General features: G+C 74.2%; 11 protein-coding genes and 1 tRNA gene. 8 read left to right on the plus strand and 4 right to left on the minus strand.

Translation table 11 applies throughout. The features are described from left to right. Positions 1–891: a DsbA family protein gene (locus BCD48_RS47630; protein ID WP_083419569.1), complete on the plus strand. Its 891-nt coding sequence runs from the start codon at positions 1–3 to the stop codon at positions 889–891. 44 nt (positions 892–935) lie between these two features. On the opposite strand, the gene nhaA is transcribed toward BCD48_RS47630, so the two are convergent. Together nhaA and BCD48_RS33070 are read right to left on the minus strand one after the other, a co-directional pair. Then, positions 936–2,327, minus strand: a complete 1,392-nt coding sequence (nhaA, locus tag BCD48_RS33065; protein ID WP_071052320.1) for a Na+/H+ antiporter NhaA — start codon at positions 2,325–2,327, stop codon at positions 936–938. Between the two features lie 506 nt (positions 2,328–2,833). Beyond that, a tRNA-Leu gene (locus tag BCD48_RS33070) sits at positions 2,834–2,906 on the minus strand. A 427-nt stretch (positions 2,907–3,333) separates the two neighbouring features. Here BCD48_RS33070 and BCD48_RS33075 point away from each other — a divergent pair. The 6 genes from BCD48_RS33075 (at position 3,334) to BCD48_RS33105 (ending at position 11,301) form a co-directional block, all read left to right on the plus strand. Further along, positions 3,334–3,936 carry an ANTAR domain-containing response regulator gene (locus BCD48_RS33075; protein WP_071052321.1) on the plus strand — a complete coding sequence of 201 codons (603 nt, stop codon included), beginning with the start codon at positions 3,334–3,336 and terminating at the stop codon, positions 3,934–3,936. Then, positions 3,933–5,741, plus strand: a complete 1,809-nt coding sequence (locus BCD48_RS33080) for a branched-chain amino acid ABC transporter substrate-binding protein (protein ID WP_241842183.1) — start codon at positions 3,933–3,935, stop codon at positions 5,739–5,741. Before BCD48_RS33075 ends, BCD48_RS33080 begins: the two co-directional genes overlap by 4 nt. Before the next feature lie 327 nt (positions 5,742–6,068). Then, complete coding sequence (locus tag BCD48_RS33085) at positions 6,069–7,247, plus strand: branched-chain amino acid ABC transporter substrate-binding protein (protein WP_071052322.1); 1,179 nt, start codon at positions 6,069–6,071, stop codon at positions 7,245–7,247. A gap of 243 nt (positions 7,248–7,490) precedes the next feature. Then, positions 7,491–8,432, plus strand: coding sequence for a branched-chain amino acid ABC transporter permease (locus tag BCD48_RS33095; RefSeq protein WP_071052324.1), 942 nt, complete (start codon positions 7,491–7,493; stop codon positions 8,430–8,432). Next, positions 8,429–10,222 (plus strand): branched-chain amino acid ABC transporter permease, encoded by a 1,794-nt coding sequence (locus BCD48_RS33100; RefSeq protein WP_241842184.1) that lies wholly within the window; start codon positions 8,429–8,431, stop codon positions 10,220–10,222. Before BCD48_RS33095 ends, BCD48_RS33100 begins: the two co-directional genes overlap by 4 nt. Next, complete coding sequence (locus BCD48_RS33105; RefSeq protein ID WP_071052326.1) at positions 10,219–11,301, plus strand: ABC transporter ATP-binding protein; 1,083 nt, start codon at positions 10,219–10,221, stop codon at positions 11,299–11,301. The genes BCD48_RS33100 and BCD48_RS33105 overlap by 4 nt, the downstream gene beginning before the upstream one ends. A 464-nt stretch (positions 11,302–11,765) precedes the next feature. Here the strand turns inward: BCD48_RS33105 and polA are convergent, their stop codons facing one another. Continuing rightward, a complete protein-coding gene (gene polA, locus BCD48_RS33110) occupies positions 11,766–14,438 on the minus strand; it encodes a DNA polymerase I (RefSeq protein WP_071052359.1) in 2,673 nt (890 codons plus the stop codon). A 341-nt stretch (positions 14,439–14,779) separates the two neighbouring features. On the opposite strand from polA, the gene BCD48_RS33115 reads away from it, so the two are divergent. Next, positions 14,780–15,298, plus strand: a complete 519-nt coding sequence (locus tag BCD48_RS33115) for a PaaI family thioesterase (RefSeq protein WP_071052327.1) — start codon at positions 14,780–14,782, stop codon at positions 15,296–15,298. On the opposite strand, the gene BCD48_RS47635 is transcribed toward BCD48_RS33115, so the two are convergent. Next, positions 15,295–18,711: an EAL domain-containing protein gene (locus BCD48_RS47635; protein ID WP_083419571.1), complete on the minus strand. Its 3,417-nt coding sequence runs from the start codon at positions 18,709–18,711 to the stop codon at positions 15,295–15,297. The genes BCD48_RS33115 and BCD48_RS47635 overlap by 4 nt on opposite strands. Between the last annotated feature and the right edge of the window lie 239 nt (positions 18,712–18,950).

Genomic DNA, 18,950 nt, shown 5'->3' on the forward strand with positions numbered 1-18,950 from the left:
ATGGAACGCGTGTCGGCGGACCGGCCGGACAGCTCGTCGGCCTCTCGTTCGAACGGGGCGGCGGACTTCGCGACGGCGCTGCGCCCGGCCGTCACGCCCGAGACCTGCGCCGTGCCCACTGGCAAGGGCACCGTGCCCGGGACGGCCGCGCCGGCGGGTCCGCGGGCGCCGGATGGCGGGCTGGTGCCGTCGGCCGCGCCGGTCCGGGCGGACGAACGGCCGTCGCGGGGCGACCCGGACGCGCCGGTGGTGCTGGTCGAGTACGGGGACTTCCAGTGCCCGTACTGCGCGCAGGCGGCGCCGGTGCTGCATGAGCTGGTGGAGTCGGACGGGACGCTGGTACGGCACGAGTTCCGGCACTTCCCGGTGTTCGAGATCCATCCGTACGCGCTGACGGCGGCGCTCGCCGCCGAGGCGGCGCACGCGTATGGCCAGTTCTGGCAGATGCACGACCTGCTGTTCGCCCACCAGGACCGGCTCAAGGACATCGACCTGCGGATCCGCGCCGAGCGCCTCGGGCTCGACCCCGACCTCGTCGTCGGCGACGCGGCCCAGCCCTACGGCGACGCCGTCGAGGCGGACTACGAGCGGGGCGTAGCCGAGGGCGTGCGCGGCACCCCGACACTGTTCGTCAACGGCCAGCTGTTCCGCGGCCGCCCGGAGCTGCCGGCGCTGCGCCGCGCCGTCCGGGTGGCCGCGACGTCCGCCCTGGTGACGGCACCGCGGCCCGTGCTCTCGCCGGTGCCCGCGCTCGCGGGCCCCGCCGGGGCGCTGTTCGCGGCCGACGCCGACCCGGCGGATTCCGGGGATTCCGGGGATCCCGCGGGCCCGGCCGCGCCGCCTGCTCCTCACCGGGTCCGCTGGCGGGCGCCCTGGGCCGCCCGCCGCTGACCGCGCCGCGGCGGCTGGGGCCCTTGGCCAGCCTTTCCGGGGCGTCAGCTCCAGCGCGCGGGGACCGCGGGCGGGCGCCAGGGGCGGGGCGGGAGCGGCGGCGGGAGGCCTTCGCTGTTCGGGGAGCAGAGCGGCATGCGCTCGCCGAGGAAGCGCAACAGGACGCTGCCGAGGGTCGCGGCGACCAGCGAGCCGACCAGGATGCCGATCTTGGCCTGGTCGCGCAGCGCCTCGTCGTCGAACGCGAGCTGGGTGATGAACAGCGAGATCGTGAAGCCGATCCCGGCGAGCACCGACGCGCCCAGCACATGCCCATAGCGGACCTGGCCTGGCAGAACGCCCAGGCCGGTGCGCACAGCGCAGGTCGCGGCGAGCGTGATGCCGACCGCGTTGCCGAGCAGCAGCGCCACCACGACGCCGTGCGTCACCGGTGAGCTCGCCGCCGTCCGCAGCGTCTCACCGTTCAGGTGCACCCCCGCGTTCGCCAGCCCGAACAGCGGGACGACGACGAACGCGCTGACCGGGTGCAGCAGGTGCTGCAGCCGCTCGTTCGGCGCGACCGCCGCCCGCGCCGCCGACACCGCCAGCGCCGAACGCGACGCCGTCGAGTCCTCCTGCAGCGCCCGCACGAACACCGGCACGTTCTCGATCTGCTCCCGCCGGGGCGGGAACGCCGGCACCAGCAGCCCGATGAGCACCCCGGCCAGGGTCGCGTGCACCCCCGAGGCGTGCACGGCGAGCCACAGCAGCGCCGCGGCGATCAGGTAGGGCGAGAGCTGCCAGACCCCCATCCAGCGCAGCGCGAGAATCGCCGCGACCGCGGCGGCGGCCAGCATCAACGCCATGACATTGACATGCTTGGAGTAGAAGACGGCGACGACGGTGATCGCGCCGATGTCGTCGACGACGGCCAGGGTCAGCATGAACAGCCGCAGCCGGTCCGGGCAGCGCGGCCCGAACAGCGCGAGGATCCCGAGGACGAACGCCGTGTCGGTCGACATCGCGATGCCCCATCCGGGGCCGCCGGCGCCGGACCGGTTGAACAGCCAATACACCAGCGCCGGGGCGGCGAGCCCGCCGACCGCGCCCAGCGCCGGCACCGCCACCGACCGTCGGTCGCGCAGCTCTCCGGTCGTCGCCTCCCGGCTGATCTCCAGGCCGACGACCATGAAGAAGATCGCCATCGCGCCGTCGTTCACCCAGTCGTGCACGGTGAGCCGCAACGAGGCGCCGCCGACGGTCAGCGCCGTCGACGTCTCCCAGAAGTGCTCGTAGCTCGACGACCAGGGAGAGTTCGCCCAGAGCAGCGCGAGGACTGTGGTGCCGAGCAGCAGCACCGCGCTGCCCGCCTCGGTCGCGAGGAACTCCCGCACCGCCGGCGCCGGCCCAGGAATGCTCACCCGCAGCGCCGGCCCCGGCCGCGGCGGCGACGTCACCGCCCACCGTCCGTAAGCCGCACCCACCGCTGCCCGAGGATCACTGCCCTCCCACCGGCAAAGCACCTCACACCGCGAACCGCCCGCTCGCTGTCGTCCACTCCCGCCCTGAGCGTATCGACTCCGCCCCAACCGGGTAGACACGTCCACCGCAGGTCATCAGCGCGAGCCCAGCCGCCGAGCACCTCGGCGAGGATCGCCGATCAGGTGTGCGGATCGGGCTTCTCTGCCTGGCTGGCGAGGATCCACGCGAGATGGAATAGGAGGCGGGGCTTAGGCGGCGGCCAGGAGGGCGGAGAAGACCGTCGACCCCCAGGCAACATCGTCACAGCGGCGAGGCTGCTCCATGGGGTGGTGGCCGGCTGTAGGTGTCCGCTGTGTTGGACCATGCGTCCGCCCCGAAAGGAGGTCGCGCGTAGCGCGACACCGGGGGTCCGGGGGTCGCCCCCCGGGGCAATATCGCGACATCGGCGAAGCCGCCCAAAGGCGGCGAGCAGGATCGGCGGTAGCCCGGGTGGGATTCGAACCCACACTGTCGGTGGTTTGAGCACCGTCTCTCTGCCGTTGGAGTACCGGGCCTGGCTGGGGGAGGTACGTGGGAGGTCGCCGGGGTGAACGCGGCGTGCCGGTCGTGCGTTGATGTGCCTCGGGAGGTGCTCCCCTTGATGACTCTAGCCGGGTAGGGTGCGTTTCGACCTCTCGCCCCGCCCGTCGGGGCTCGGGCGGTATCCCGGGATCGGGCCGCGGTGTCGGTGTCAGGCACTGGCCGCGGTGGATGTGCTCCCGGCTCCGCCGTCGCCACGTCGGGTGGAGCGTGACGTCGCCGCGTGCCAGGCGGTGGCTGGCGCCCGGTGGGACCTACCCGGTTCCCGGGGCGTCGCCGCCAAACCATGACGGTGAGCTGCCGCCAACCGGACGCTGGGTGCATCCACGTGCGCCCGGTGCCGGCAGAATGGTGACGACGCCGACCGATCCCCATCGACGCCGACCTCAGGAGAACGTCTCGATGAGCAGCCAGCCATCCTCGACGCCGCGCCGGGTGCTGATCGCCGAAGACGAGGCGCTGATTCGTCTCGACCTGCGCGAGATGCTGCAGGAGGAGGGCTACGAGGTCGTCGGCGAGGCCGGTGACGGCGAGATGGCCGTCGCCCTGGCCGGCAAGCTGCGCCCGGACCTGTGCATCCTCGATGTGAAGATGCCGAAGATGGACGGCATCGAGGCCGGCGCGAAGATCGCCAAGGAGCGGATCGCCCCGGTTGTCATCCTCACCGCGTTCAGCCAGCGGGAGCTGGTCGAACGGGCGCGGGAGGCTGGCGCGATGGCGTACGTCGTGAAGCCGTTCCAGAAGAAGGACCTGCTGCCGACGATCGAGATGGCGATGAGCCGGTTCACGGAGATCGTGAGCCTGGAGGCCGAGGTCGAGGACCTGCAGGGCCGGCTGGAGGCCCGGAAGATCATCGAGCGGGCCAAGGGTGTGCTGCAGACCGAGCACAAGATGACCGAGCCGGACGCGTTCCGCTGGATTCAGCGGACCTCGATGAACCAGCGCCGCACGATGCGCGCGGTCGCCGAGGCGGTCCTTTCCGGGGAGGCCCTTCCCGGCCAGTGACCCGCGAAGACAGGCCTGGCGACGCGGACGACGGCGACCGCGACGGCGATGGCCGGGACGCCGCGCGCGCGGGCGGGGCCGGGTCGCCGCTGCGACGGCTGGTGCGGTGGCTAGCCGGGAGCGCGCGGGGGAGCGAGATAGTCGCCACCGACCCGGTGGTCGGCGGCGGGGTCGATCCGGACGGGCCGCTGGTACCGGGCTGGCAGGTCGCCAAGGTGTGGCTCGTGGTGGCGGCCCGGTGGATACGGCACTCGGCCCGGACGACGGCGGCCTGGGCGGGGCGGCGGCGCCGGACGCGGCGCGGGCGGGCGCTGCTGGCGGGGCTGCTCGCCCTGCTGGTCGCGCTCCCGACGGGCCTGACGCTCGGCCTGCTCACGCTGCGCGACGGGCGGGCCGGCGGCGGGCCGGGTGGCTCGCGAGGGCCGCAGGTGATGCGGATCGGGGTGATGGCTCCGCTGTCCGGCGACCTCGGCAACATCGGCGGGTCGGTGCGCGACGCGGTGGCGCTCGCCGTCGACGAGTCCAACAAGTCCGAGGCGATTCCCGGCTGGAAGGCCGAGCTGGTCGCCAAGGACGACCTTTCCCGGCCCGACGGGGGAGCCGCCGCCGCCGAGGCGTTCGCCGAGGACTCGGCGCTGGTGGGGGTCGTCGGGCCGCTCAGCTCCAACGTCGCCCGGATCGCGGTGCCGGTGCTGGACGCCGGCGGCATCCCGGTCGTCTCGCCGTCCAACGGCGAGCCAGAGCTCACCGCGCAGGATGAGCCGCCCTACATCCGCAAGCGCCCCTACGACCGCTACTTCCGGCTCAGCGGCAGCGACGCGGTGCAGGCCAAGGCGGGCGCCGACTATGCCGTGCACGTCCGGCACCGGACGAAGATCATCGTCGTCGACGGCGGGCCCTTCTACGGAGACACGCTCGCCGGGCGCTTCGCCAGCTACGCCATCGCGGCCGGCGCCGAGGTGCTGACCACCTACCAGGTGAAGGGCGACGGCGCCGACGGGAAAGAGGTCCAGGAGGTCGCCGAGGGCATCCAGGAGTTCAACCCGGACCTCGTGTACACCTCCACCGGCTACCTGTTCGCCAGCGCGCTGCGCCAGCGGATGGCCGACGAGGCGATCTCGGTCCAGATTCTCGGAACCGACGCCATGCTCAGCGCCCGCTACCTCGACTCCGCCGGCGAGGCGGCCGAGGGTGACCTGGCCACCGACCTCGCCGTGCCGCTGTCCCGCCTGCCCGCCGCCGGCGCCTTTGCCGACGAGTACCTGAAGCGCTGGGGACCGGTCGTCGGCGGCCCGGAGCAGCCCGCCGTTCCCGACAAGAAGACCGGCTCGCCGACGCCGACGCCGTCGGCCGGCGCGGCTGGTTCGGCGGCCCCGCCGGGCGCCGGTTCCGCTCGCCCGGGCGGGAGCGACGGCCAGGACCGGGACGGGCAGGGCATGAACACGCCCGGCGGGTCCGGATCGAGTGCGCCGGGCGCGAGGGTCTCGGGTGAGGATGGCTCGGGCCGCGGCGACGAGCCGCTGGCGGTGACTGGGCAGGAGGCGGACATGATCCCCGCGCTGGCCGCCTACGCCTATGACTCCGCTCGGGCCCTGCTGCGCGCCGCCGCCGTCGTGCTCCCCGGCCGGGTGGCGGTCGACGACGCGACCAGGGCGGCGATCGCCGCCCAGATCGCCCGGGGCTCGTTCGCCGGCGTCACCGGCCAGGTCGCGTTCGACGCCTTCGGTGACCGTCGAGACCCAGCCGCCGTGATCTACGCCATCGTCAACGGCCGCTTTGTCCCCACGGTCATTCCGGCCAGGTAGTCCGCCGCTCCTGGATCCTCGCCGGCCGCGCCGGCCGCGCCGGCCGCGCCGGCCGCAGCGGCCGCCGCGACCTCGGCTGCGCGCGCCCGATTGGTGATCTTCTGTCTGGCCGGACACGGTGCTGGCCCGGCGAGACTACAAAAAGTGACGACACGCTTACATTTAGCTTTTGGTTTGGCCTGATCGGCCGTTAGTTTGCCGGCCGTCCGGCGATCGTCGGGCCCGCGTGGGCGCCTCCCGGGTGCCGGGCCCCCACCGGTCCGCGCGAGCGGGTCGGTGGGGATGCAACGCCCACACGGTCGGCATGGCTGGGCGAAGGGACAGACCATGGATGGTCTGGGTCGGCGGCTTCGGCTGCTGGGAGCTGTCGCGGCGGTGGCCGCGGTAGCGGTGGCGGCGGCCGGATGCGGCGGGGGCGACGACAAGGCCGAGGCGAAGAAGGAGTTCGCGATCGGCTTCCAGGGTCCGCTGTCCGGCGAGAACCAGCAGCTGGGCATCAACGCGTACAACGGCATGCTGACGGCCGTCGACTCGGCCAACCGGAGCGGTACGCTGCCGTTCACGCTGCGTATCGTCGCCTCCGACGACCAGGGCTCCCCCGAGCAGGGCCCGACCGCCGCGCAGAAGCTCGTCGACAACTCGCGGGTCATCGCCGTCGTCGGCCCGATCTTCTCCGGCGCGACAAAGTCCAGCGAGCCGCTGTACAGCCAGGCCGACCTGCTGTCGGTGAGCCCGTCCGCGACCAACCCCCAGCTCACCAGCCTCGGGTTCGGCAGCTTCTTCCGGGTGATCGCGCCGGACACCATCCAGGGTGCCGCCGCCGCGGACTACATCGCCAAGGCGCTGAAGGCCAAGCGGGTGTTCTCGCTCGATGACCGCAGCGACTACGGCGCCGGCCTCTCCACCGCGCTCGAGAAGGCGCTGAAGGCCCACAACGTCACCGTCACCCATGACAGCGTCAACCCGACCAAGGACTACACCTCCGAGGCGACGAAGATCACCGCGGCCGGTCCCGACGCGGTCTACTACTCGGGGTACTACGCCGAGTTCGCGCTGCTGGTGAAGGCGCTGCGCGGCAAGGGCTACGAGGGCAGGATCCTCGCGGGCGACGGCTCCAACGACGACCAGCTCATCGAGCAGGCCGGCGCCGACACGGCCGAGGGCGCGCTGCTCACCTGCGCCTGCGGCGACGCGAACTCCGACCCGAAGGCGGCGTCCTTCGTCGCCGAGTTCAAGCGGGTGAACAGCGGCACCAAGCCCGGTACCTACTCCGGCGAGGCCTACGACGCCACCCAGGCGATCATCTCGGTGCTCACCAAGGAGGGCACGGGCGCCACCCGCGCCTCGGTCCTCAGCGGCTTCCGCGCCGTCGACATGCCTGGCGTCACCAAGCAGATCAAGTTCGACGGCCACGGCGAGGTCCAGGGCTCGACGGTGTACGTGTACGAGGTCCGGGGCGGCAAGCGGGTCGTCCTCGGCCCGACGACCGCGCTGCTCAAGCCGTGACCCCTGCCGACGACGCCGCGCCGGTCAGGCCGGCTGGCGACGCCGCTGGCGCCCCCGCATCGCTGGCGGCGCCAGCCGCGTCCGCGGTCGAGGCTGAGTCCGCGTCAGAGCCCGCCGCGCCGCCACCCGCCGGGTCGCCTGCCGGGTCGACGGCCGCCGCGGGGGACGGCACCCGCCTGACCGATCTTGCGGGCACCTGGGACCGCCGGGTGCGCACGGCGAAATGGGGAGCGCGATCCGCGCGTGGCTAGCGGGGGGCAGATCGCGCGGCTGGCCATCGACGGGCTCGCGGCCGGTGCGGTCTACGCGCTGATCGCGCTCGGCTACACCCTCGTCTACGGCGTGCTGCGGCTGGTCAGCCTCGCGCATGGCGAGGTGTTCATGCTCGGCGCGTTCGGCGGCCTCTACGCGGCTCGCGCCGCGCTGCCCGCCGGGGCTGCCGGCGCCGGCCCCGGCGTCCTGGCCTGCATCGGGCTGGTGGCGGCCGGGACCGTCGCCGGCGGCCTCGCCGGCGCGGTGGCCGCGCTCGGCCTCGAGCGGGCCGCCTACCGGCCGCTGCGACGCCGGGGCGCGCCGCGGCTCGCGTACCTGGTCAGCGCCGTCGGCGCGTCGATGTTCGCCGTGAGCCTCGCAGGCAAGGAGTTCGGCCGGCGCGACGTTCCCGTGCCGGGCCTGTTCACCGACCAGACCGTGCTACGCGTCGCCGGCGCCCCCGTCTCCGCGGAGACGCTGGCGGTCGTCACCGCCGCGCTCGGCCTGCTGCTCGCCGCCGACCGCCTGGTCGCCTGGTCCAGGCTCGGCCGGTCGATCCGGGCGGTGGCGCAGGACGCCGAATGCGCGGTCCTGCTGGGAGTCAGCCTGGAACGGGTGATCGTCGCGACGTTCGTGCTAGGCGGGGTGCTCGCCGGCGCCGGCGGCTTCCTCTACGCGATGACCTTCCACGCGTCCTACACCATGGGCTACGTCCCCGGGATCAAGGCGTTCACGGCCGCCGTCCTCGGTGGCCTCGGCAATGTGCGTGGGGCGCTGGCCGGCGGCCTGCTGCTGGGCCTGGTCGAGAGCTTCGGCGGCTACTACCTGCTCGACGCGGGCTATCAGGACGTCATCGCCTTCGCCGTGCTGATCGCTGTCCTCCTCCTGCGCCCGTCGGGCCTGCTCGGCGCCCGCCTCGGACGCCCGGCATGAGCGGCGGTCCGGACGAGCCGGCGAGCCCGCCGGCGGGAATGCCGTCTGTCGCCGAGCGGATGGCCCAGCTGCGCGCCGCGGGCCGGCCGCCGGACGGCTGGGCGGGCGCCGCGGCGACGACGGGCACGGCGGCTGCCGTGGCTGCCGCGGATACCGGGAACGCCGGACATGGCGGGGATGCCGAGGGTGTCGGGGACGAGGCCGGGCCGGGCCGGTGGTGGCGCCGGCTCGGCGGGTGCCTGGTGCTCGCGGCGCTCGCCGCGCTCGTGACCGGGCCGTCCGGGAACGCGGACCGGCCGCTCGCCGGGGCCAGCGGGTCGCTCGCGGGGGAGCGCGGCGTCCTCTTCCTCGCCGCCGGGCTGCTGGCCTGGGCGGGGCTGACCGGCTGGCCGCGGCTGCGCGGCCTGCTCGGGCGCCCGGCCGCGTACCTGACGGGCGTCGCCGCCGAATGGGCGGAGGACGTCCGGGACCGGTCGGGATCACGCGGCCGGCGGCGCCCGTCGCTGGATGACGCGGCCTCGCGGCGCAGCCGGATGATCGCCGAGGCTCAGCCCCAGCCGGCGGCCCGCGTCGGGCCGAGGCCGCCGGGCCAGCGCGGGGAAAGCGCCCACCTCGTGCCACCCACGGACCGGACCTGGGCGGTCCGGTCGAACTGGGTGATCTGGCCGGCACCGCCGGTGCCCACCGAGCCGTCGGTACCCACCGAGCCGCCGGCGCCCACCTCCGGCCGGCTCGCGGCCGGGCTTGCCATGGGCGCGGCGGCGGGAGAGACGGGGACGCCGGGCCGGCGGCGCTGGTACCGGCGCCCCTGGGCGCGGGGCGCGGGATACGCGCTGGCGCTGGGGGCCGCGGCGGGCGCGCCGCTGGTCGTCTCGACCACGGTGCGGCAGGTGATGGTCAACGACATCGGGCTGTACGCGCTGCTCTCGCTGGGGCTGAGCATCGTCGTCGGGCGTGCCGGCATGCTCGATCTCGGCTGCGTCGCCTTCTGCGCGATCGGTGCCTACACAGCGGCATATCTGTGCGCCCCGGGGGCGATGCCCTGGCACGCGCCGGTCACCGTCTCGCCGCTGGTCGCGATGCCAGCGGCGATGGCCGCGGCGGCACTCGTCGGCCTCGCGCTGGGGGCGCCGCTCCTGCGACGGCACGCCGACCTTCTGGCGATCGTAACCCTTGCCTTCGGAGGGGTCGTCCAACTGGTCGCGAACAACGCCGACGGGATCACCGGCGGCGCCGGCGGCGTGTTCGGGGTGCCGCCGCCGTCGGTGCGGATCGGTGGCTTCCACTACGCCTTCGGGCTGGACCCGCTGCCGTACTACTACCTGCTGCTCGGCCTGGTCGTGCTGGTCATGGCCGCGCTCGCCGGCTGGGACCGGTCACGCGCCGCGCGGGCCTGCGCCGCGCTGCGCCAGGACGAGGTGGCCGCCGGGGTCCTCGGTGTCCGCGCCGCGAGGATGAGGCTGCTGGCCTTCACGGCCGGCGCGGCGGTCGCCGGCCTCGCCGGCGCGGTGCTCGCGACCAAGCAGTTCTTCAACCCGCAGACGTTCAGCCCACAGGCCTCGATGCTCGTGCTCACAGTCGTCGTCGCCGGTGGGGCGGGCTCACGCCTCGGCGCCGTCCTCGGCGCCGTCGTCCTGCAGGGCCTGGCCTTCCTCCTGCGCGACCACGTGCCGGCCGCGGACCGGTTCCTCTACTTCGGCGCCCTGGTCATGATCATGACGGCACTTCGCCCGCGGCGCCTGCTGCCCGCGCGCCTCCGGCTCGGCGGCCCCAGCGAGGGAGGGCCATGATCCTACCCGAGCCGCGCCGCCGGCCCCCGGCGGTGGTGCCGGCGCGCCCGGGCCCGCGCGTCGGCTGGAAGCCGGACGCGCCGACGGTGCCCGCGCCGAGCGCGGCGCCGCCGCCGCGGCCGATTCTGGACCTCGCGGGGCTGACGCTGCGCCTAGGCGGCCTGACGAGCCTCGCGGACGTCTCGCTGCGGCAGCAGCGGGGCACGGTGCTGGCCGTGGTCGGCCCGAACGGCGCGGGCAAGACGTCGCTGCTCGACTGCCTGACCGGAATCCGGCGGCCGAGCCGCGGCAGCGCCCACTTCTGGCCGACCCGCGGAGACGACGGGCTGGACCGGACGCCGTGGTCCGCCCCTCCGGCGCCCGGGCAGCAGCCCGCCGAGCCGCCGGCCCACGAGCCGCCGGCCCACGAGCCGCCGGCCCACGAGCCGCCGGCCAGGGCGCGGGCGTCCGCGGGAGCGGGCGGGGCGGAGGGCCCCGGCGTCGAGGCGGCGCGCAGGCCGGTCGAGCTGTTCGGGCGCTCGGCGCCGGCGGTGGCCCGGCTGGGTATAGCCCGTACGTTCCAGGAGACCAGGCTGTTCGACCAGCTCACCGCGCTGGACAACATCCGGGTCGGCGTCGAGGCGAAGGCCCGCGGCGACACCTGGCGGGTGCTGCTCCCGAGGTCGCGCGGGCGCCGGGAGATCCGCGCGGCCAGGTCCGCGGCGTGGGACCTGCTGGAGTTCGTCGGGCTCGCCGACCGGGCGGGCGAACGGGCGGCCAGCCTGCCGCACGGCGCACGGCGGCGGCTGGAGGTCGCCAGGGCGCTGGGCACCCGCCCGTCCCTGCTGCTGCTGGACGAGCCGGCCGCCGGCGTCACCGCCGCCGACCGGGCCTGGTTCGCCGAGCTGGTCGGCCGGCTCCAGGCCCGCGGCGTGAGCGTCCTGCTCGCCGAGCACGACCCGCGCCTGGCCCTGGCGGTCGCCGACGCGGTCGTCGTCCTCGAGGCCGGCGCGGTGGTCGCGACCGGCACGCCCGCCGAGGTCGGCGCCAGCCTCGCCGCCATGGGCGCCTACCGCCCGCCAGGCACGGTGGAGACCTGAACCCACTGATTGGCGCCGAGATGTCAGCTGGCCAATCGGTGGAGGAGGCGGTGAGCGTGGCAAACAGGGAGATGAGTTGGCGGATACGGCGTGCCCGCGTCCGGGAACGCACAACAGCCGGCCGCCGCGCGGGCCACGTTGACGCGGTTACCGAACGCTCCTAGCGTCTCACCCGCAGTGTGGGGACCGGGGGCGGGCGAGTAGAAAACGTCCTGGCTTGGGGAAGGCCCGGACGGCGCCAAAGCTCGCCCCCGGATCGCCGCTCGTCGCGTCCGCGCGCGCCGGGGAACCGCGCGGCTAGGCCAAAGTCGCTCCCCCGGAAGATCGGCTGGCGCCGATCTTCCGGGGACCCCTGCGGCGATGATGGCGGAGCCTCGCGTGGCCGGAGGCCGTCAGATACGGCCAGGCCAAAGGCCACGCGATGATGGCGGAGCCTCGCGTGGCCGGAGGCCGTCAGATACGGCCTAGTGTCCCGCGTCGTCCCAGGTGCGGCCCGCGCCGACGGAGACGTCGAGCGGGACGGACATGGTGTACGCGCCGCTCATCTCGGAGCGGACGAGTGCCTCGACGTCCTCGCGCTCGCCGGGGGCGATCTCGAGGACGAGTTCGTCGTGGACCTGCAGGAGCAGGCGGGAGCGCAGGCCGCGCTCGCGCAGGCCGCGCTCCACCCCCAGCATGGCGATCTTGATGATGTCGGCGGCGGAGCCCTGGATCGGGGCGTTGAGGGCCATCCGCTCCGCCATCTGCCGGCGCTGGGAGTTGTCGCTGGTCAGGTCGGGCAGGTAGCGGCGGCGGCCGAGGATGGTCTCGGTGTAGCCGTCCGTGCGGGCGCGGTCGACGACGCCGCGCAGGAAGTCCCGCACCCCGCCGAAACGGGCGAAGTAGGCCTCCATCTGCTCGCGGGCCTCGTCCGGGGCGATGCCGAGCTGGGAAGCCAGCCCGTAGGCCGACAGGCCGTAGGCAAGGCCGTAGGACATCGCCTTGATCCGCCGCCGCAGCTCCGGGTCGACGTCGGCGACCGGGAGGTTGAACGCCTGCGCGGCGACGAACGAGTGCAGGTCCTCGCCGGAGGAGAACGCCTCGATCAGTCCCGCGTCGCCGGACAGATGCGCCATGATCCGCATCTCGATCTGCGAGTAGTCCGCGGTCAGCAGCGTCTCGTAGCCCGGGCCGACGACGAAGGCGCGGCGGATCTGGCGGCCCTCGGCGGTGCGGATCGGGATGTTCTGCAGGTTCGGGTCGGTCGACGACAGCCGGCCGGTCGCGGCGATCATCTGGTTGAACGTGGTGTGGATGCGGCCGGCGTCGTCGATCATCGGCAGCAGCGACTCGACGACGGTCTTGAGCCGGGCCACGTCGCGGTGGCGCAGCAGCGTCGGGATCAGCGGGTGGTCGGTCTGGACGGCCAGCCACGTGAGCGCGTCCGCGTCCGTGGTGTAGCCCGTCTTGATCTTCTTGGTCTTCGGCAGGTTCAGCTCGTCGAACAGGATCTGCTGCAGCTGCTTGGGCGAGCCGAGGTTGAACGGCCGGCCGACGATCTGGTGGGCGGCCTCGACGACCTTGGTGACCTCGGCGCCGTACTGGGACTGCAGGTCGGTCAGGTAGTCGGCGTCGGCGGCGATGCCGGCTCGTTCCATCCCGGCGAGCACGGTCAGCAGCGGCAGCTCGATCTCGTGCAGCAGGCGCGCGGCCGAGCGGCGCTCCAGATCGCCGTCGAGGGCGTCGGCGAGCTCGGCGACCGCGCGGGCGCGCACGGCGTCCACCTCGGCCTCGTCCGCCTCGGCGATGCCCTCGACCTCGACCTCGAGGGTCAACTGGCCGTCCGACGGGCCCTCCTCGGCCTTCAGCTCTCGGTGCAGGTAGCGCAGCACCAGGTCGGCGAGGTCGAACGAGCGCTGGCCCGGCAGGGCGAGATAGGCGGCGAGCGCGGTGTCGCTGGTGACGCCGTCCAGGGTGAGACCCAGCTCGGCGAGCGCGAGCATCGGGCCCTTGGCGTCGTGTACGGCCTTCGGTCGAGTCTCGTCGGCGAGCCAGGCGGCCAGCGCGTTCTCGTCGGCGGGGACGAGCTGGGACGGGTCGATCCAGGCGGCGGTGTCGTCGGTGGCGGCCAGCGCGATCCCGGCGACCGTCCCGGTGCCGCGGCCCCAGGTGCCGCGCAGGTGCAGGCCCGTGCGGGCGCCGCCGACCGTGTGCTCGCCGAGCCACTCGGTGACGTCACCCGGGCCGAGGATCGTGTACTCGACCGCGAAGCCGCCGTCGCCCGCCGCCGGCTCCACGATCGCGAGCGCCTGGTAGAGCCGCTCCCGCAGCACCCGGAACTGCAGGGTGTCGAACAGGGTGTGCACCGCCTCCCGGTCCCACGGGACCAGGCGAAGGTCGGCGGGGCCGCGCTCCAGCGGCACGTCGCGGGCGAGCTCGGTGAGCGCCCGGTTGCGGATCACGTTGGCCAGGTTCTCCCGCAGCGCCGCGCCGGCCTTCCCGGTGACCTCGTCGGCCCGGTCGACCAGGTCCGCCAGGCCGCCGAACTGCTGGATCCACTTGGTCGCGGTCTTCTCGCCGACGCCGGGGATCGAGGGCAGGTTGTCCGACGGGTCGCCGCGCAGCGCGGCGAAGTCCGGGTACTGCGTCGGGGTGAGGCCGTACTTGGCCTCCACCTCCGCCGGCGTGTAGCGGATCATGTCGCTGATGCCCTTGCGGGTCATCAGCACGGTGATCCGGTCGGTGACGAGCTGCAGCGCGTCGCGGTCGCCGGTGACGATGAGGACGTCCATACCGACGGCCTCGCCCTGGGTGGCCAGCGTCGCGATGATGTCGTCCGCCTCGTAGCTGGCGGCGGACATGCTCGGCACGGCGAGCGCGTCGCAGACCTGGTGGATCAGGCTGATCTGGCCGACGAAGTCCGACGGGGTCTCGGACCTGCCGGCCTTGTACTCGGCGTACTGGGCGTGCCGGAAGGTCGGCGCCGGCAGGTCCCAGGCGACGGCGACGTGCGTCGGCTTCTCGTCGCGCAGTGCGTTGATCAGCATGGACGTGAAGCCGTAGACGGCGTTCGTCGGCTGCCCGGTGGTGGTGGAGAAGTTCTCCACCGGCAGCGCGAAGAACGCCCGGTAGGCCAGCGAGTTCCCGTCCAGCAGCAGCAGCCGCCCCGTTCCGGGAGCGGGCGCGCCGCGCGCCGCGGCCGGCGCCGCGGACCTCCCGGCCGCCTTGGCCGGTGCCTTGGCCGATGACCCGCCGCCGGCGGATCTTGAGGCACGTCTGGCCGGCGCCTTCGCGGGAGCGTCGCCGGGGGCGTCCTGGGCGGCCGGTGGGGCGGCGTCCGCCGGGACGTCGGACGGGCTACTCAGGTCGGGCTGCGTCGTCGAACCGGGCACCCGGCGAAGTCTAGGCCGCCGGTATGACAGTCCACCGACCGCGCCGGCCGTCCGGCCGGTGCCACCGTGGTCCCGTAGGTGCCCGGCGGGCGCCATATTGTCGGCTGGTGACTGCCGAGACGGGCGTGGACGGTGCCATCCGGGGCGGGCAGCCGGCTGACGAGGCCGAGCTGGTCGCCGCCCTCAACCTGAACCGCGGTGAGCTGAACGAGCGCATGGGCGTCGAGCTGCTAGAGGCCACGCCGGAGCGGGTGGTCGGCCGGATGCCGGTGGAGGGCAACCGGCAGCCGTACGGGCTGCTGCACGGCGGTGCGTCGGTGGTGCTGGCGGAGACGGTCGGCTCGATGGCGGCGATGCTCACCGCGGGCCCCGAGAACGCGGCCGTCGGCCTGGAGATCAGCGCCTCCCACCACCGGGCGGTCACCTCCGGCTCGGTCACGGCGGTCGCGACCCGCCTGCACGCCGGCCGTTCGGTGGCGACGTTCGAGATCAGGATTGCGGATGACGAGGGCCGGCCGGTCTGCACCTGCCGGCTGACCTGCATGCTCCGGTCCAAGCCGCCCGCTGGCGGGGTCATCCCCGGCCGCGGGCAGCCCGTGGCCACGCCGGATGACCCCGGTCGCTAGTAGCGGCTGGTCGCCGGGCGGGACCGGCGCCGGCCCAAGGAGTCGGCCTGGGCCGCCGCTTGGCCCTCCGGGCCGCCGCCTGGCGCGCCGCCGCCCGCCGGGGGGCTGTTCGGGACCCCGCCGGCGCGGCCGCCCGCGCCGGGGGCGCCCCAGCCGGACATGGCCCTGCCGGGCACATCGCCGGCGGCGCACCCGGCCTCGTCGTGAGAACCGAGGCCGGGGACGGCCACTTGGCCCTGCGCGGCGCGCAGCTTGGCGAGGGTGAAGCGGGCCTGGCCGCAGAACAGCGTTACCGCGCACCGCACCGCCGGGTCGAGCCGGGCCAGGTGCTGGGTCCAGCGGACGGTGATCATTCCCTGGACTCCTCCCTCGCCATGCAGCGGCATCATCAGCGCGGACGCGATCCCCAGCCGGCGCACCATCTCGTTCGGGATCAGCGGGTGCGCCGCCGCGTCCGGGATGAACACCGGCCCGGTCGCGGCCGCAAGCTCGCTGATCGCCTTCTGGTCGTCGCTGGTCGTGCGCACTCCGAGCTCCGTCAGCGGTGGCACCCCCTCGACGACGGACACGCCGGCGGCCCGGAAGACGGTCGAGCCGGGCAGCTCGGGCAGCATCACGGCGACGGCGTCGGCATGGGTCAGCCCGCGCACGACGTCCGCGCACAGTGTGGCCGCGGCTGGCAGGTCATGGCGGTGCCAGAATGTCTCGAGCCGTTCCAGGCCGGCGGTGGCCTCCGCGAGCAGCAGCCGGTGCAGCCGGGCGTCGAGCAGGCGTACGGCGTGGCTGGCAAGGGTGTCGAGCGCGGTCCGTTGGCCGGTGGTGAGCCGCCGCGGCACCCGGTCGGAGACACACAGCGCGCCGAGCACGTGGCCTTCGGCCGTGCGCAGCGGGGCGCCGGCGAAGAAGATCACATGTTTCGGCTCCGCCCTGGTCAGGTGCGCGTAGCGCAGGTCGCGGGAGCAGTCCTGGATCTCCAGATAGTGGCCGTCGGCGACGATGAACGACCCGGGGCCGACCCAGGCCCGAAGCTCCGACGCCTGGACGCCATGGCAGGCCTTAGGCCACTCCCGGTTACTATTGATGAACACCAGGTGGCTGAAGTCGCAATCGGTGATCTGGGCGGCGAGAGTGGCAAGGGCGTCGAACTCCGGCTCGGGCGGGGTGTCGAGGATCCGGTACTGGCGCAGCGCGGCGAGCCGGCTCGACTCGTCGGGCGGCTCGGGCGCGACCACCCCGGTCCGCTCCGAGGTCCTGATCGTCTCCTCCGGGACCGTCGGCCGCGGCCCGTGTGTGCCCGCTTCCCGTGCCCGGCCCGCGCGCCCGAGGTCCTCGCCGGCCCCACCGCGCCTGGAAGGCGTGGTGGGCCCCGTGGGGCCCGTGGGCCCGGCGGGGTCGGAAGACCGGGCGGCCCCCGCGGGCGAAGCCTGCTCGCCGGCCCGGTGCCCGTTGCTGGACGGGGTCACGCCGGCCTTCGCGAGCCCCGCCAGGCGTGCCGTGTCCGCCCGCCCCGTGTCCGCCCTGGCCGTGTCCGGGCGGGTCGGGCTGGGCTCGCCCGAGGCGGCGGACTGCGGGCCCGAGCCGCTCGTCCGCCAGGCGCCGACGCAGGCCTGGCGGACGGCCAGCAACGCCTCCAGCTCCTCGGGCGGCAACGGGGGCGAGAGCACGTTGCCCTGCAGGAGGTCGCACCCGAGCTCGGTGAGCATCCTGGCCGACTGCTCGTCCTCGACGCCCTCCCCGACGACCCGCAGGCCCAGCCGGTGGCCGAGGTCGACCACCGACCGCACGATCGCGACGTCCGGCAGGCTGCCGCGGGCGTCCGCGACGAAGCTTTTGTCGATCTTCATCTCGTCGAACGGGAGTGCCTTGAGGTTCTCCATCGAGCTGTAGCCGGTGCCGAAGTCGTCGAGCGAGAGCTTCACGCCGGCGGCCCGCAGCTCGCCGAGCATGGCGGCGGCGCGCGCCGGCTGGGACACCAACGCGCTCTCGGTGATCTCCAGAGTGAGCATCTCCGGCGGCAGGCCGTGGTGTTCCAGCCGGCGGGCGACCTTGCCGGGCAGGTCGTCGATGACGAGCATCCGCGCGGACAGATTGGCCGAGACCGGCAGGTGCAGACCGGCCCTGGTCCACCGGGCACTCTGGGCGAGAACCTCCTCCAGCTCCCACCAGGTCAGGCCGATGATCAGCGAGGAGCGCTCGGCCATCGGCAGGAACGAGCTGGGCGGAAGCAGCCCGCGCTCGGGGTGACACCAGCGCATCAACGCCTCGGCGCCGGCGATCCGGCCCGTCGCAGCCTCCTGCACCGGCTGGTAGTACAGCACGAGCTCGCCCTTCGCGATCGCGGTGCGTAGCTGGGCATGCAGGGCCAGCTCCCAGGAGCGCACCCCGACCGTCCCCGCCATCCCGGCGTTCCAGACCCCGACGCGCGCGCCGTCGCGCTTGGCGTTCGCCAGCGCCGCGTCCGCGCACGGCAGCACCCTTGACAGCCGGTCGCCGTCGCGCGGCGCCGAGGCGATGCCCGCCGTCGACTCCAGCTCGATGTTGATGCCGCGGATGCGCACCGGCCCGTCGAGCTGCTCGAGGACCTTCTCGCCGAGCCGCGCGAGCCATTCGCCGTGCGGGTCGGCCCGGTCGCTGACCTGGTCCTCACCGGGCAGCACGAGGACGAACTCGTCGCCGCCGAGCCGGCCGGCGAACGCCGGCCTCGGGTGCACCTCGCGCAGCAGGTCGGCATACTCGCGCAGCGCCTCGTCGCCGGCCTGGTGCCCGAGCGCCGAGTTGATCTCCCGGAACCGGCTGATGTCCAGCACCATCACCGCCTGGGCGCGGCCGGCGACCAGCGCCTCGGTGATGGCCGGCTCGCCGGCGTGCATGAGCCCCGCCCGGTTGGTCAACCCGGTCAGCGGGTCGGCGAACGCCCGGCCGCGGCCCCAGCTGAAGAACCCGTAGGTGAGCATCGCCGACGCGACGATGCTGAGCAGGGCGGCCACGTAGGTCAGCGGAAAGACGTCCAGGTCGCCGCGCGCGATCAGCGCGCCCGTGAAGGTGAGGCAGACCGCGCCGGTCAGGGCGGCCACCCGGCCGACGTGGCGCGACACCAGACCGGCATAGCCGCCAGCCCATGGGTACCAGGCCAGGAAGGCGAGCGGCGTGCGGGACGGACTGCCGAGCACCGCCGTCGTCATCGCGGCGGTCATCGCGACCGTGACGACCAGTGCCCTGCGCCCGGGGTGGCCGCGGCCGGCGCGCAGGATGTAGCAGAGTGTGGCCAGGGAGATCAGGAAGGCCGCGAAGGTCTCCGGGCGCAGGTACGACTGCGACATGGGCAGAACGAGCATGAGCAGCAGGAACAGCGTGCCGACCAGCGGGAGCACGGCGAGGAACCCGCGCTCCCGGACCGGGCCACTCCCAAGCATCCGACTAGCCCTCCTCGTCCCGGGACGCCTCGGACAGCGCGGAGGATGGGTGTCTGCGCGCCGCCTTCGGCGTGGTGCCGGCCTAAGGACGTGCCCGTGCGACGGCAGGAGCGAACGGCCCGACCGGGTCGGCTGGGCGGGACCGCCCCCCGGCAGCACGGCCCGTTCTCAGTCAGTCACACCATGTCCAGCGCGCGGCACAGGGTAACCCGGCCTGCTCCCTTTCCCGGCCGCGAGCA

This window comes from Pseudofrankia coriaricola (assembly GCF_001854805.1).
Taxonomy (GTDB): Bacteria; Actinomycetota; Actinomycetes; order Frankiales; family Frankiaceae; genus Pseudofrankia.

What these genes read in the sequence shown, in the direction of transcription:
- BCD48_RS33085 (WP_071052322.1), top strand. Translation starts at nt 6,069, where the DNA reads ATGGATGGTCTGGGTCGGCGGCTTCGGCTGCTGGGAGCTGTCGCGGCG.
- BCD48_RS33100 (WP_241842184.1), top strand. Translation starts at nt 8,429, where the DNA reads ATGAGCGGCGGTCCGGACGAGCCGGCGAGCCCGCCGGCGGGAATGCCG.
- BCD48_RS47635 (WP_083419571.1), bottom strand. Translation starts at nt 18,711, where the DNA reads ATGCTTGGGAGTGGCCCGGTCCGGGAGCGCGGGTTCCTCGCCGTGCTC.
- BCD48_RS33105 (WP_071052326.1), top strand. Translation starts at nt 10,219, where the DNA reads ATGATCCTACCCGAGCCGCGCCGCCGGCCCCCGGCGGTGGTGCCGGCG.
- BCD48_RS33075 (WP_071052321.1), top strand. Translation starts at nt 3,334, where the DNA reads ATGAGCAGCCAGCCATCCTCGACGCCGCGCCGGGTGCTGATCGCCGAA.
- BCD48_RS47630 (WP_083419569.1), top strand. Translation starts at nt 1, where the DNA reads ATGGAACGCGTGTCGGCGGACCGGCCGGACAGCTCGTCGGCCTCTCGT.